Genomic DNA, 14,080 nt, shown 5'->3' on the forward strand with positions numbered 1-14,080 from the left:
CCTAATAGTATGTTGTAAAAATAAATTTAGAGTTCTGATTTCCATAGATATTTTAATTATTTTTGCACTTCTTAATACATACTAAATACTTGATTATAAATAAAATCAACTAAGTGGGAGAGTTTAATGATCGACAATAATACAAAAAAAATTTATATAGAAACTTATGGTTGCCAAATGAATTTTTCGGATAGCGAAATCGTTGGCTCCATAATGACCGATCATAATTATGCAACAACTGATAAAATTGAATTGGCTGATATTATCCTAATCAATACTTGCTCAATACGCGACAACGCTGAACAAAGGGTTAGAAAAAGAATTACCGTTTTAGCTAAATTAAAGAAAAAACAGCCAAATCTAAAAATTGGCATCATTGGTTGCATGGCCGAAAGATTAAAATCACAGCTATTGGAAGAAGAAAAAGATGTTGATATCATTGCCGGTCCTGATGCTTATCGTGATTTACCTCAACTGATGGATTCTGTTGAAAACGGACAAAAGGCAATCAATGTTTTGTTATCTTCCGAAGAAACTTATGGCGATATTCGCCCTGTTCGTTTAGATCCAAATAAAATTTCTGCATTTATTTCGATTATGCGTGGCTGCCAAAACTTTTGCTCTTATTGTGTAGTGCCGTTTACCCGCGGAAAAGAAAGAAGCCGGAATCCGGAAACCATCATCAATGAAGCCAGGGAATTATTTGAACTTGGATATCGTGAAGTTACACTGCTTGGTCAAAACGTTAATTCTTATAACTGGGATGAAAACGGTCAAATGAGTTTCCCCGACTTACTTCAAAAAATTGCAGAAATTAATCCTTTACTTCGAGTTCGGTTTGCCACCTCACACCCTAAAGATATTTCGGATGAGCTGATCCAAACCATAGCAAAGTATCCGAATATTTGTAATAATATTCACTTACCTGTTCAATCGGGTAGCAGTCGAATATTGAAATTGATGAACCGGAAATATGACCGTGAATGGTATTTGGATCGGATTGCCAGTATTAAAAAACACATTCCTGATTGCGGTTTGTCAACTGATATGATCAGTGGCTTTTGCAGCGAAACTGAAGAAGATCATCAACAAACCCTTTCGTTAATGGAGGCAGTTGGTTATGATTATGCCTTCATGTTTAAATATTCCGAACGACCCGATACGCTTGCAGCAAAAAAATTCAAGGATGATGTTCCTGAAGAGGTGAAAAGCAGGCGTTTGGCCGAAATAATTGACCTTCAACGCAAATTATCACATCAAAGTAACAAAAAAGATCTTGGTTTAACCTTTGAGGTATTGGTAGAAGGGTTTTCAAAAAAATCAGAGGAACAATTATCCGGTCGCAATAGTCAGAACAAGATGGTTGTTTTTCCGAAAATGAACTACAAAAAGGGTGATTACGTTCAGGTTAAAATTGATCGTTGTACTGCCGCAACCTTAATTGGAGAAGCAATATTGTGAGTTGTGTAATTTGAATTTAAGTGAATATCCAGAACAATCGTATTACAATGTATTATTATTGTATAACAATTGAATACTACTGATTTGCCAATTCAGATATAAATCTGACTATGTTAACTCTATTCTAAACATCCAACAATGCTGTCGTCAGGTTATCAAATTTATGATGATAATCTTCCATCGATCTTCGGATAATTTCATGGGCTTCATCAATTCCAAAAGTGTGCGTTATTTCAACATCTCTTGGGTTGCCAGGCAAATCCTTATAGGTTAAAAAATAATGTTTAAGCCGATCGAGTACCAACGAAGGACAATCCGTAATGTCCTTGTAATTTCCATAAACCGCATCATTATTTAGTACGGCAATAATTTTATCATCCGATTCATTTCCGTCAATCATTCGAAACCCACCAATGGGCCTGGCCATTACAAGAATATCTCCATGTACGATTTGTTTTTCGGTAAGTACACAAATATCAATCGGATCATCATCTCCTTTAATATTTTTTCTACCGGTTTTTTCCATACAAAAATCTGCAGTGCGCATTGAGCTAAAGGTCTGTGGAATAAATCCATAAAGTGCAGGCACTGTATTTGAGTATTTTTGTGGACGATCAATCATCAAATACCCGGTTTTTTTATCAACCTCATATTTAACGGTGTCAGTTGTCACCATTTCGATAAAACAGGTTAAAACCTCAGGTGCATCCTTTCCAATATCTACCCCATGCCATGGGTGCGATTTATACCTCAACCCCATTAATCTTCCGATTGGATCCATCAATTTGTTCGACATTTTTTTTGTTTTAAATATTATGGTGCAAAATTACGTATTTATTATCTGTAAACTACAATGATGCTTGATTAGAAAAAGGAAGAATAATTGGCTTTCAAATCAAAATTGAATAGACATGCAATGGCCTTTGGAAGAAATTCCTTCAGAGACAAAAATAAATTTTATACAATTGCCAGAGGATCAATTTTTGAAACTCAAAGCCACTTATTTTATGGCTAAAAAGCAAGTTGTTTTCAGGAAAATTACGTTCTAAAATGTATTAATTCCTATAACCAATTAATCTTTGACATTAACAAGATTATGAAATCTCTTTCTCAACCTTCCTTAACCTCATCCTCAATCATTATCTTTTCACTACATTTGCACTTCAAAATAAAGCCTAAAACAATACAATGAACAGTTATAATTTAACCAACCTACGTCAACTCGAGGCAGAATCAATTCACATTATCCGTGAAGTGGCAGCCGAATTTGAGAACCCTGTAATGCTTTATTCTATAGGTAAAGACTCTTCAGTAATGGTTCGCCTTGCTGAAAAAGCTTTTGCACCGGGTAAAGTACCATTTCCGTTAATGCATATCGATTCCAAATGGAAGTTCAGGGAAATGGTTGAGTTTCGAGATAAATATGCTAAAGAAAAAGGTTGGGATTTGATTGTTCACTACAATAAAGAAGGATTTGAAACAGGGGTGGGGCCATTCACCCATGGGAGTAAAGTTCATACCGATATAATGAAGACTCAGGCCTTATTGGCCGGGCTTGATAAATATGGTTTCGACGCTGCTTTTGGTGGTGCTCGTCGCGATGAAGAAAAATCAAGAGCTAAAGAGCGGATTTATTCTTTTCGCGATCGTTTTCACCAATGGGACCCCAAAAACCAACGTCCTGAATTATGGAATGTTTATAATGCCAAAGTACATAAAGGTGAATCGATTAGGGTGTTCCCAATTTCAAACTGGACCGAATTGGATATCTGGCAATACATCCGTTTGGAAAATATCCCAATTGTTCCATTGTATTTTGCAAAAGAAAGGCCTATTGTTGAATATAACGGAGCAATGATTCTGGTTGATGACGATAGAATGCCAAAAGAATTGGCTGAAAAAGCAAAAATGCGCACGGTTCGATTTAGAACTCTGGGTTGCTATCCATTAACCGGTGCTGTAAAATCAGACGCAGATACCATTGAAAAAATTGTGGAAGAGATGATGACTACCACTGTATCAGAGCGAACAACACGGGTCATCGATTTTGATCAGGAAGGAAGCATGGAGCAGAAAAAGAGGGAGGGATATTTCTAGTTACCCTGCCTGCGGCAGGCAGGTGGTTACTTGTTTCTCGTTAGTTAAAAGACATGGGAAGTTATAAAGAACTTGAAATATATGATTTAGCTTTCAAATTGGCCATTGAGGTTCATACCTTAAGTTTAGAATTGCCATCTTTTGAAAAGTATGAACAAGGAAGTCAAATAAGAAGATCTTCAAAAAGCATCAAAGATCAGATTGCTGAAGGTTATGGAAGAAAGAAATATAAAGCTGATTTTATTAAATTTTTAACTTATGCTCAAGCTTCGTGTGATGAATGTTCGTGCCAAATTGAAATGATAATTCAACTATACCCCGAAAATGAAAAATGGGCTGAATTATATAAAGAATTTGATCTTCTAGGCAAAAAGATCAATCGTTTTATTCAATATGTCGAACAAAACTGGAAAACCTAACGAGTAACCAGAATCTAGCAACCAGCAACATTTTATTTAAAGAACCGAATTTAGAAAATAATGACAAACTCTGTAAACATCGACATAAAAGCATTCCTCGATCAGGATGAGAAAAAGGATCAATTAAGACTATTAACAGCAGGTTCTGTTGATGATGGTAAATCAACCCTTATTGGTCGTTTATTATTCGACAGTAAGAAAATTTATGATGATCAGCTTTCAGCCTTGGAACGCGATAGTAAGCGTATGGGTCATGCCGGTGGCGATATTGATTATGCTTTATTATTGGATGGATTGAAAGCCGAGCGCGAACAGGGAATTACAATTGATGTTGCCTATCGTTATTTTTCAACCAATAAACGAAAATTTATTATCGCCGATACACCAGGGCACGAACAGTATACCCGAAATATGGTTACGGGTGCTTCTACTGCCAATTTAGCTATTCTATTGGTTGACGCACGCACAGGAGTAATTACACAAACCAAACGCCACACTTATATTGTTTCCCTTTTAGGCATAAATCACATTGTGGTTGCAATTAATAAAATGGATTTGGTTGAATACAGTCAGGAGAAATATGATGAAATCTGTGCCAGCTATAAAAATTTCATTACCGGATTAAATATTCCTGATATCAATTTTATTCCAATCTCGGCTCTGAAAGGCGATAATGTGGTCGATAAATCTCACAACATGGATTGGTATCATGGAAAATGTATGCTTGAGTTTTTAGAGACCGTTCATGTTGGAAGCGACCGCAACTTCGAAGATTTGCGATTTCCGGTACAATTTGTAAACCGCCCAAGTTTGGATTTCCGGGGATTTTCAACCACCATAGCATCAGGAGTAATCAAAAAAGGAGACACCATTAAAGCATTGCCTTCTGGTCAAACTTCTGTGGTAACAAACATTTTTGGAACAGCCGGAGAGCAGGAAGAAGCATTTCCTCCGCAAGCGATAACCATTACCCTGGCCGATGAAATTGATATTTCAAGAGGCGAGATGATTGTTCATCCTGATAATATGCCACGTACCGAACGTCATTTTGAAGCCATGCTTGTTTGGATGGACGAGAAACCGATGAATCCAAATACCCAGTTTTACATAAAACATACAACCAATACAACCAAAGCCAGATTCGATCAGATTAAATACAAGGTAGATGTAAACACCATGGAAAAATCTGAAATCGGTCATTTGGAATTAAACGAAATCGGAAGGGTTGTTCTTACTACCGTAAAACCTTTATTTTTTGATCCGTATAAAAAAAATCGTGAAACGGGCTCCTTCATTTTAATTGATCCCATAAGCCATAACACCTGTGCCGTAGGAATGATCATTGATAAATTACATGATAAAGATTTGCCGTCTCGAATCACTGATCGCGAAAAAGAAATGATTATCAAGGGCCAGGCTTTAATTTCTATAGAAGAAAGACAACAAAAACTCAACCAAAAAGCTGCCACACTCTGGATTACAGGCTTACATGGCTCAGGCAAAAATAACCTTGCCTATAAACTCGAACATAAATTATTTGAGCAAGGAGCTTCGGCAGTATTAATGGACGGAAGTACTGTCAGATCAGGCTTATCAAAAGAACTTGACTATTCTCCTGCTGATCGTGCCGAACATTTGCGTCGTGTTGCTGAAGTTTGTAAAATTTTAAATGATCAGGGAATTATTGTAATCTGTTCGTTCATCTCCCCAAAAGAAATTATTCGCCAACAAATTGCTGATATTATCGGCAAAGAAAAATTCCATCTAATTTATATGGATGCAGATCTCGATTTTTGCAAAAATCATAAACCTGAATTTTATAAAAAAGTAGAAGAGGGAATGCTCTTGCACGTTCCCGGGATTAATGAACCATTTGAAATTCCGGAAAATGCAAATCTAGCGCTTGATCCGGAGGAAGAAGAAAGCAATGTACAGGAAATTCAAAATTATTTGAAAGAAAAGAAAATATTCCCGTTGGGATAACAACAACGGAAAAAGAAGCTGTCTGTTGGCTTTTTACTATATTTGTATCCATCCTAAAAAATGATGAGTGTTAACTTAAATGAATATGTATATGAAAAAGATTTTTTTTGTTTTTAGTTTGGTTTTGGCTTTAACAATCCATACCACTACCAATGCTTGTACCAATTATTTAATTACAAAAGGGGCCTCTGTTGATGGATCAACCATGATTTCTTATGCAGCGGATTCACATGTTCTCTATGGTGAATTATATCATTGGCAAGCAGCCACCTGGCCAGAGGGAAGCATGTTGGATATTTACGAATGGGATACCGGTAAATATCTTGGCAAAATAAAACAAGCCAAACAAACCTATAATGTAGTAGGTAACATGAACGAATTCCAGGTAGCCATAGGCGAAACAACTTATGGCGGCCGATCTGAATTGGCTAGCCAAACAGGTGCGATCATGGATTATGGAAGTTTGATTTATATCGCTCTTCAACGTTCAAAAACTGCTCGTGAAGCGATCAAAATTATTGCTGATTTAATGGACGAATATGGATATGCCAGTAGCGGAGAATCTTTTTCGGTAGCTGATAAAAATGAAGTTTGGATCATGGAATTGATCGGTAAGGGTGAAGGCGAAAAAGGTGCTGTTTGGGTTGCCATGCGTATTCCCGACGGATATGTATCCGGTCATGCCAATCATGCCCGAATTACCACTTTCCAGTACCAAAAAGAAAATAAATGGAACGACCCAAATGCAATTATTTTCAATGCTAAAGATGTAGTTTCATTTGCAAAGCGTAAAAACTTTTATATTGGAGAAGATAAAGATTTTAATTTTTCAGAAGTATATGCACCGGTTGATTTTAGCGGAGCCCGTTTTTGCGAAATCCGTGTATGGAGTATGTTTAACAAGGTTGCTGATGGAATGGATAAATACTGGGATTATGCTAAAGGGATGGTTGAAAACCCAAAAGCCCACAAAGAAGGTGAACCTTTTGTAAAAGAAAATTTTGCTTCAAATCGTATGCCTTTATGGATCAAACCAAAAGCCAAAGTTTCGGTTCATGATATGATGATGTTTATGCGCGATCATTTAGAAGGAACCGAATTAGACATGAGTCTTGATGTCGGAGCAGGTCCTTTTAATGTACCCTACAGATGGAGACCCATGACTTGGGAAGTTGACGGAATTGCGTATTGTAATGAAAGAGCCACAGCTACTCAGCAAACCGGATTTTCTTTTATTTCACAATCCCGATCGTGGTTACCTGACGAAGTCGGAGGAATCATTTGGTTTGGTGTTGACGATGCAGCCAGCTCAGTTTATATTCCTATGTACTCAAGTATTACTAACGTACCTGAAACTTTTGCCGTTGGCAATGGTGCAATGATGGAATGGTCTGATAATTCAGCATTTTGGGTATTTAATCAAGTAACCAACTTAGCATATACGCGTTACAAAAATATACATCCTGAAGTTGCCGATGCACAGCTTGCTTATGAGATGGAATTTATAAAAAACACCCCTGCTATTGATGCCGGAGCATTAGAATTATTAAAGACAGATAAAAATGCAGCGGTTGCATTCTTAACCAATTACTCCGTAAACCAAGGTGATCGTGTAACTTATGGATGGAAGAAATTATATCAATATCTTTTCATGAGATATATGGACGGGAACATAAAAACCGATAGGCCTGTTCCCCCTGGATATAAATACTATACGCCGAAGGTTGAACAACCCGGTTATGGTGAAGAATATTATAAAAAAGTAGTGGAAGGAACCGGAGATAAATTAAAAGTAATAGGTAGTGGTCATTAATAAAACAGTACTTAAAATATCAAAAAAGGAGCTAAAAAATTGGCTCCTTTTTTAATTTCTAATAAACGATTTATCAGCGATAATCCGTTTAAATGGATTGTTGATGGGTATTTTATCTGCTTTGAATGGTAAAAATTCCATTTTTTTATTATATTTGCCTTTCACACATATTTATTTCAAAATATTTTATTAATATTCATAAAATATTTATAAGAACCCAAATTAAACTAATTATATAAATTGAAAAACAATAATTATGAGTCCACAAACTGAAAATCAAAAAGGCGGAATGGTGTTTAAAGTATTGACCATCGTTTTTGCTGTTGCCATTGCCGCATTAATCTTCTGGTCGTTGAGTACCAAAAAAGAATTAAACGGTCTTTTGGTAGAAAAAGAAAACCTAAGGTTAGAACTTAAGGCTGAGCTTGATCAACTTATGACACAACACAATCAGTTAAAAGCTGAAAATGAAACCCTTTCCGCAACTTTAAGCGAAAAAGATCTTCTTATTCAGGAGAATGCCAAACAAATTGAAGAGGGATTAAAATACAAATGGAGTTATTTTAACATCAAAAAACAGCTTACTGCTCTTCAGGAAGTTGCCAAAGGTTATGAGGCAAAAATTGAAGATTTAAAGTTACAGAATCAAAATTTGATCGATGAAAATACTGAGGTGAAAGGTCAATTAGGAGCAGAGCAACAAAAAACTTCGGAATTAACAGTAATCAAAAATCAACTTACCGAAAAAGTAGAGATCGCAACCATTCATAAAACCTATGAGGTTTCAGCAATTGGTATCAGGGCTAAATCAAGCGGAAAAGAGGTTATAACTGATAAATCGAAAAGAGTAGATAAAATCAAAGTTTGTTTTACACTTGCTGAAAATGCACTTATACAAGCAGGCAATTGTGATATTTATATTCGTATCGCTCAGCCTGATAATGCTATTTTAACTCCAGATATGGGTGATGCATATGCATTTGATTATAATGGTGAAAAACTACAATATTCGATCAAGACCGTTGTAAATTACGAAAATCAAACAACCGATGTTTGTTGTTATTGGAACAAAGTTGATGAACAAGAACTTGCTACCGGAACTTATCAGGTTGATATTTACCATGGAAATTCAGTGATCGGCCATGGTTCATTAATGCTGAAATAAGAAATGTAATTTAATTTTAAAAAGGCCGTGAAATTTCACGGCCTTTTTATTTATTATTATGATTTGTAATAAAACTATTTAATTATTTTCTTCCAAAATCAGCTGGAATTTCGCCCCAGGAATCAGTTTCCCATTTTAATATGGGGTTTGGATATTCATTATTAATCAACCATAAAATGCCGCGATCAACCATTTCAAATAATGGTTCTGTGATGGCATTTCTTTCAAGGTTTGTTTTTATTTTTTTATCCCTTACCCATTTCATGGCAGTCACCGAATCGGTGTAAATCGGAATATCAAGATTTCTCTTTTTTAAAAATGCTAACCCATGAACAATAGCCAAAAATTCACCCAGGTTAACTGTTCCTTCTTCAAATGGTCCGAGATGGAATAATAATTTTCCGGTTGCAGTTTCAACACCTTGGTATTCTAATTTTCCAGGATTGCCACTACATGCGGCATCTACCGAAATCGTATTCATCAAAGGTTTTTTCAAAGTCTTTTTTGATTTTGTACCGGCATTGGCTTTGCCGATGTATAAGCCGGGTTTGCTTGCAAAAGCCCTTATGGCATTGGTTTCACTTTCGAAGGATTTATATAGTGCACCTGTGAAATTTTCTATTTGCATCTTACAATCGTCCCAATGCTCATAAACACCGGGGTTTTTGCCTTTCCACACCACATAATACTTTTTTTTTGGCATTATGTTTTTATTTTAAAATCTTTAAAACAGTAATCTTATCTAACTGAAGTTGATTTCTAAGCCCGGCAAGATTTTCAAATTTTACCTCATCCCTAATTCTATCAATAAAAAAGATAGTGATGCTTTCGTCATAAATTTCCTTGTCAAAATCAAAAATATTTACTTCAATGGTCAGCTCGCTATGCATAACAGTAGGCCTCAAGCCAATGTTTCCCATTCCTTTGTAAATTTTTCCATCATGAGCCACCTTACATGCATACACGCCATTAGCCGTTACCAGTTTGTACTCATCCTCCAATTCAATATTTGCTGTAGGAAATCCAATGGTTCGACCAATTTTTTGCCCACGAACAACCTTACCTGTAATTGAATATTCGTATCCGAGTAATGTGTTCGCAATTTTAATTTTCCCTTCATTGAGTGCTCTACGGATTTTTGTTGAGCTGATGGCAATATTCTCTACATTTTGTGCAGCGAGTTTTTCAACTACAAATCCATGTTTATGACCCAAATCATAAAGTGTCGAAAAATCACCAAGACGATTTTTCCCGAAATGATGGTCGTAACCAATAATTAACTTTTTGGTTTTAATTTTATCAACAAGATATTCTTTGATAAATGTCGCTGAGTTTAATCTGGAAAAATCACGGGTAAAATTAACAATGATTAAATGATCAACTCCTGCAAGTTCAAGCAGTTCTACTTTTCGTTTTTGGGTATTTATAAACTTAAGATCTTTACTATCGGAATGCAAAACCAGTCGGGGATGGGGATAAAACGTAATTACAACTGTTTCACCATCATATTTTTCCGCGTTAACCCTCATCAACTCGAAGATTTTTTGATGTCCAAGATGCACCCCATCAAATGTTCCAATTGTAACTATTGGATTTTTAACATCCTTGAATTCATCAATATGATTATATATTTTCACGCCAGTTAAATTCCATTAAATCAACACTCTTTTCACAAAAAAATCTCTTCAAAAGATTGATTTTTTTTGGCAAAAATACTATATTTAACCTGTTAATTGAGAAAATCATTTAATTTTTATTATGGCAAACACAATAAGGACGAGCCTTAAAAGGCTATTCCTTCTATTTACAGTGATTTGCTCCCCGCTTTTTATTTTTGCTCAAATTTCCGAAGATTTCTCTGACGGAGATTTTATGTATAATCCGGAATGGTTTGGCGATATTAACCGATTTATTATTAATGAAAATGGCAGATTGCAGCTTAAAGCAATTGAGGCTGGCTCTGCTGTACTTTATACCAAGAATGCTTGTTCGGTAAATTGTGAATGGCAATTTTATATACGCCTGTCCTTTAGTCCATCAGCAAATAATAATGCCCGGGTTTATCTGGCAGCCGATAATGCAGATTTACGCGGGGATTTGAACGGATATTTCTTGCAATTTGGAGAAGCTGGTTCTGGTGATGCTATAGAACTTTTCCGACAAAACGGGCAAAATCTGACGTCCATTTGCAGGGGTACAGAATCAAAAATCGCAACTTCATTTGAAATGCGAATCAAGGTACAGCACCTACACAATGGCAATTGGAACATTTATTCCGATTTATTAAAAGGCGAAGGTTTTGTTCTTGAAACATCAGGATTTGACAGCAAAACAATTACGTCTAATTATTTTGGAATTTTATGCACCTATACCAATAGTAATTCCGAAAAATTTTATTTTGACGATATCCTTATAGTTTCATTAAATGACCCGGCTCCGATTGACAGTATTCCTCCTCAAATACTAAATTTCAATTGTAATACAAATACAGAACTTGAGCTTACTTTTTCTGAACACATTTCTGAAGAAAGTGGTTTTAATACTTTTAATTATCTTGTTAACAATGAAGCTGGAAATCCGGAAACTATTGAATTATCCGAAAATAATACGAAAACCACCCTTCATTTCACCCATCCTTTTGAAAATGGTAAAATGCATACACTCTCCATAAAGAATATTTCCGATACTTCATATAACCAGATGAAAGATACCATTTTAAACTTTTTATTTTTTGAAGCGTCGGCGCTTGATATTGTGATTAACGAAATATTGGACGATCCTGCTCCTTCTGTTGAGTTGCCCGAATTTGAATACATTGAACTTTTTAACACGACCGCTTTCGAAATTGATCTTAATGGATGGATGCTTCAAATCAATGATAAAACCCAAAAATTTGAGAATTGTATTTTACCTCCTCATGGCTATCTCATCCTCTGTAACCATTCAGCGAAAGGAGTACTTTCTGATTTTGGACCGGTTTATTCTTTTTCGAGTTTTTTATTACCAAATGCAGGATCAAAACTTTCACTTATAAACCATAAAGGCTTGTTCATTTGTTCATTCAACTACAATAAAACCGATTTTAAGAATGATGAAAAGGAAAACGGAGGATGGTCAATAGAACAAAAAGATTATAGCAGCACATGCCTGGGAGTTGACAATTGGGCTTATTCAAGTAATACTTTGGGGGGAAGTCCCGGAGGTCAAAATTCAATTTCAGAAAATTATAAACCTAAACCGGAAATTATCTCGTTCGAAGTTATAAATGATACCACCCTTCAGCTGATTTTCGCAAACACCATGGATACCGAATCCATCGAAAATCCTCTTAATTTTAAAATTATTGAAAGCGGTAAAACCCCGGTTCGGAGTAAGATAGAGGATCTGAACCATAAATTAATTGTGCTTATTTTTTCTGAAAGATTTTCAAAAAATAATTTTTACACTTTAGAAATATCATCCCGTTTACAAAATTGTCTTGGTTTAAATTTAGCAAATGATCATTTTTTCACCTTTGGGATTCCTGATGAAATTGAAATTAATGACATTGTTATCAATGAAATATTGTACCAGCATTTGAATAATGGTGAAGAATACATTGAAATTTATAACCGTTCCGAAAAAATATTGAATATCGCTGATTTGGAAATTTGCTTAATCAAAGAAAAATCATTCCCACAACCTGCAGATACGACCTGCAAGGGGGTTTTGGATCATTCACGACTAATAAATCCTTCAACTTATTTAGTACTTACACGATCACCCGAAAAGGTGCTTGAACAATATGATACCCCTAACCCCGAAAATTTTATTACAGTAGCCGAAATGCCAAGGCTAGTTAATGATGGTGGAACAATAGGAATCATAAATCAAAAGGGCGTTTATTTAGATCGGGTTGCATACGATGAAGAAATGCATTCTCCCATGTTAAATTATACCGAAGGAGTTTCTCTTGAAAAAATTCATTTTAACCTTTCCGGGCTTGAGAAATCCAATTGGCATTCTGCATCATTTGCTGTTGGCTTTGGAACCCCGGCTTATCAAAATTCCCAATTCTTATCTTTAGAAAATGCCGAAACACCCATTACTGTTTCGCCCCATGTTTTCACCCCCGATAATGATGGCCGTGACGATTTGCTTAAAATTGAATATCAGTTGGAAAAGGCCGGTTACACTGCCAATGTGATTATTTTCAGTGCAGAAGGCATTAAAGTAAAGCAGCTCGTTAACAATGAATTATTAGGAACTCAAGGCGCCTTTTTTTGGAACGGCACTGATGAAAATTCGGAAAAAATGCCACGTGGAATTTATATTGTATTTGTTGAACTTTTTGATTTGAACGGAAATATTAAACATTATAAACAAACTGCTGTGTTGGGTGAAAGATTTTAAATTGCAGCAAAAGCCAATGCGGCAACATTAAGCTTTACATTTTCTATTTGCAACAAATGTTGGGAAGCCGCTTCGATGGTGGCACCGGTTGTAATTACATCATCAACCAATAAAATATGTTTGTTTGCAAGAGCTGTGGAATTTGGAGCTTCAAAAATATCCTTCACATTTTCCCATCTTTTATATTTACTTTTTTTTGTTTGGGTTTCCGAAAATTTGATCCTGCTCAACAGATCACTTCTTACCGGAATATCAAGAACATTAGAAATTCCATTGGCAAATACTTCACTTTGATTGAACCCTCGTTTTTTTAATTTTAAAGGGTGCAATGGAATGGGGATAAGGTAATCAATTGATTTTATCCAATCTGTCTGCATGAGTTCATTGGCATAAAGCTCCCCCAGAAAAAACCCAATTTCCTTTTTGTTTTTATATTTAAACTCATGGATAAGTCGTTGCACCATTCCGCCCTTGCTAAACCTTAAAAAGGTGGCTGCATGGGATATGTTGACCCTACCGAAAAACAGTTCCTGTACCGGGTTGTTTGCATCTAAATGATAATTGGTTTTTGGTAGTTTATAAAAACAGACCGTACACAATATTTTTTCTCCCACGAGTAATGCGTTTCCACATATAGGGCATACTTCAGGGTAAAGTAATGACAGAAAATCTGTAAAAAATTTCATCGTTTGTTTTTCATTTATACCATCATTTTAAAAAAGTACAGGATTAAAAACCTATTTTTGAATA

At 35.6% G+C, this 14,080-nt stretch carries 12 protein-coding genes; 8 read left to right on the plus strand and 4 right to left on the minus strand.

The window, feature by feature from the left end; translation table 11 throughout:
• Nucleotides 1–126: 126 nt before the first annotated feature.
• The gene (gene miaB, locus KKG99_15185; GenBank protein MBU1014342.1) at nucleotides 127–1,461 is read left to right on the plus strand and encodes a tRNA (N6-isopentenyl adenosine(37)-C2)-methylthiotransferase MiaB; all 1,335 of its coding nucleotides are present in this window, start codon (nucleotides 127–129) and stop codon (nucleotides 1,459–1,461) included.
• A 124-nt stretch (nucleotides 1,462–1,585) separates the two neighbouring features.
• Here miaB and KKG99_15190 read toward each other — a convergent pair whose 3' ends face one another.
• On the minus strand, nucleotides 1,586–2,257 hold the full coding sequence (locus KKG99_15190) for an inorganic pyrophosphatase (GenBank protein MBU1014343.1): 672 nt from the start codon (nucleotides 2,255–2,257) through the stop codon (nucleotides 1,586–1,588).
• Between the two features lie 120 nt (nucleotides 2,258–2,377).
• On the opposite strand from KKG99_15190, the gene KKG99_15195 reads away from it, so the two are divergent.
• The 6 genes from KKG99_15195 (at nucleotide 2,378) to KKG99_15220 (ending at nucleotide 8,938) form a co-directional block, all read left to right on the plus strand.
• Nucleotides 2,378–2,476, plus strand: coding sequence for a four helix bundle protein (locus tag KKG99_15195; GenBank protein ID MBU1014344.1), 99 nt, complete (start codon nucleotides 2,378–2,380; stop codon nucleotides 2,474–2,476).
• 173 nt (nucleotides 2,477–2,649) lie between these two features.
• A complete protein-coding gene (gene cysD / locus KKG99_15200) occupies nucleotides 2,650–3,558 on the plus strand; it encodes a sulfate adenylyltransferase subunit CysD (protein MBU1014345.1) in 909 nt (302 codons plus the stop codon).
• 53 nt (nucleotides 3,559–3,611) lie between these two features.
• The gene (locus tag KKG99_15205; GenBank protein ID MBU1014346.1) at nucleotides 3,612–3,977 is read left to right on the plus strand and encodes a four helix bundle protein; all 366 of its coding nucleotides are present in this window, start codon (nucleotides 3,612–3,614) and stop codon (nucleotides 3,975–3,977) included.
• A gap of 60 nt (nucleotides 3,978–4,037) precedes the next feature.
• Nucleotides 4,038–5,960, plus strand: coding sequence for a sulfate adenylyltransferase subunit CysN (cysN, locus tag KKG99_15210; protein MBU1014347.1), 1,923 nt, complete (start codon nucleotides 4,038–4,040; stop codon nucleotides 5,958–5,960).
• A gap of 91 nt (nucleotides 5,961–6,051) precedes the next feature.
• Nucleotides 6,052–7,773 carry a C69 family dipeptidase gene (locus KKG99_15215; protein ID MBU1014348.1) on the plus strand — a complete coding sequence of 574 codons (1,722 nt, stop codon included), beginning with the start codon at nucleotides 6,052–6,054 and terminating at the stop codon, nucleotides 7,771–7,773.
• Between the two features lie 256 nt (nucleotides 7,774–8,029).
• Nucleotides 8,030–8,938: a hypothetical protein gene (locus tag KKG99_15220; protein MBU1014349.1), complete on the plus strand. Its 909-nt coding sequence runs from the start codon at nucleotides 8,030–8,032 to the stop codon at nucleotides 8,936–8,938.
• An 82-nt stretch (nucleotides 8,939–9,020) separates the two neighbouring features.
• On the opposite strand, the gene KKG99_15225 is transcribed toward KKG99_15220, so the two are convergent.
• A complete protein-coding gene (locus tag KKG99_15225; GenBank protein ID MBU1014350.1) occupies nucleotides 9,021–9,641 on the minus strand; it encodes a ribonuclease H family protein in 621 nt (206 codons plus the stop codon).
• A gap of 7 nt (nucleotides 9,642–9,648) precedes the next feature.
• Nucleotides 9,649–10,575, minus strand: a complete 927-nt coding sequence (locus tag KKG99_15230) for a bifunctional riboflavin kinase/FAD synthetase (GenBank protein ID MBU1014351.1) — start codon at nucleotides 10,573–10,575, stop codon at nucleotides 9,649–9,651.
• 121 nt (nucleotides 10,576–10,696) lie between these two features.
• Between KKG99_15230 and KKG99_15235 the strand changes: the two genes are divergently transcribed.
• Entirely contained in the window at nucleotides 10,697–13,330 is a 2,634-nt protein-coding gene (locus KKG99_15235; protein ID MBU1014352.1) for a lamin tail domain-containing protein, read from the plus strand.
• Here the strand turns inward: KKG99_15235 and KKG99_15240 are convergent.
• Nucleotides 13,327–14,016: a ComF family protein gene (locus tag KKG99_15240; protein ID MBU1014353.1), complete on the minus strand. Its 690-nt coding sequence runs from the start codon at nucleotides 14,014–14,016 to the stop codon at nucleotides 13,327–13,329. The genes KKG99_15235 and KKG99_15240 overlap by 4 nt on opposite strands.
• Between the last annotated feature and the right edge of the window lie 64 nt (nucleotides 14,017–14,080).

This window comes from Bacteroidota bacterium, from assembly GCA_018816945.1.
GTDB lineage: Bacteria > Bacteroidota > Bacteroidia > Bacteroidales.

Coding starts and splice junctions, on each gene's coding strand:
- KKG99_15195 (MBU1014344.1), top strand. CDS start 2,378: ATGGCCTTTGGAAGAAATTCCTTCAGAGACAAAAATAAATTTTATACA.
- KKG99_15220 (MBU1014349.1), top strand. CDS start 8,030: ATGAGTCCACAAACTGAAAATCAAAAAGGCGGAATGGTGTTTAAAGTA.
- KKG99_15235 (MBU1014352.1), top strand. CDS start 10,697: ATGGCAAACACAATAAGGACGAGCCTTAAAAGGCTATTCCTTCTATTT.
- KKG99_15215 (MBU1014348.1), top strand. CDS start 6,052: ATGAAAAAGATTTTTTTTGTTTTTAGTTTGGTTTTGGCTTTAACAATC.
- KKG99_15190 (MBU1014343.1), bottom strand. CDS start 2,257: ATGTCGAACAAATTGATGGATCCAATCGGAAGATTAATGGGGTTGAGG.
- KKG99_15240 (MBU1014353.1), bottom strand. CDS start 14,016: ATGAAATTTTTTACAGATTTTCTGTCATTACTTTACCCTGAAGTATGC.
- KKG99_15225 (MBU1014350.1), bottom strand. CDS start 9,641: ATGCCAAAAAAAAAGTATTATGTGGTGTGGAAAGGCAAAAACCCCGGT.
- cysD (MBU1014345.1), top strand. CDS start 2,650: ATGAACAGTTATAATTTAACCAACCTACGTCAACTCGAGGCAGAATCA.
- miaB (MBU1014342.1), top strand. CDS start 127: ATGATCGACAATAATACAAAAAAAATTTATATAGAAACTTATGGTTGC.
- KKG99_15205 (MBU1014346.1), top strand. CDS start 3,612: ATGGGAAGTTATAAAGAACTTGAAATATATGATTTAGCTTTCAAATTG.
- cysN (MBU1014347.1), top strand. CDS start 4,038: ATGACAAACTCTGTAAACATCGACATAAAAGCATTCCTCGATCAGGAT.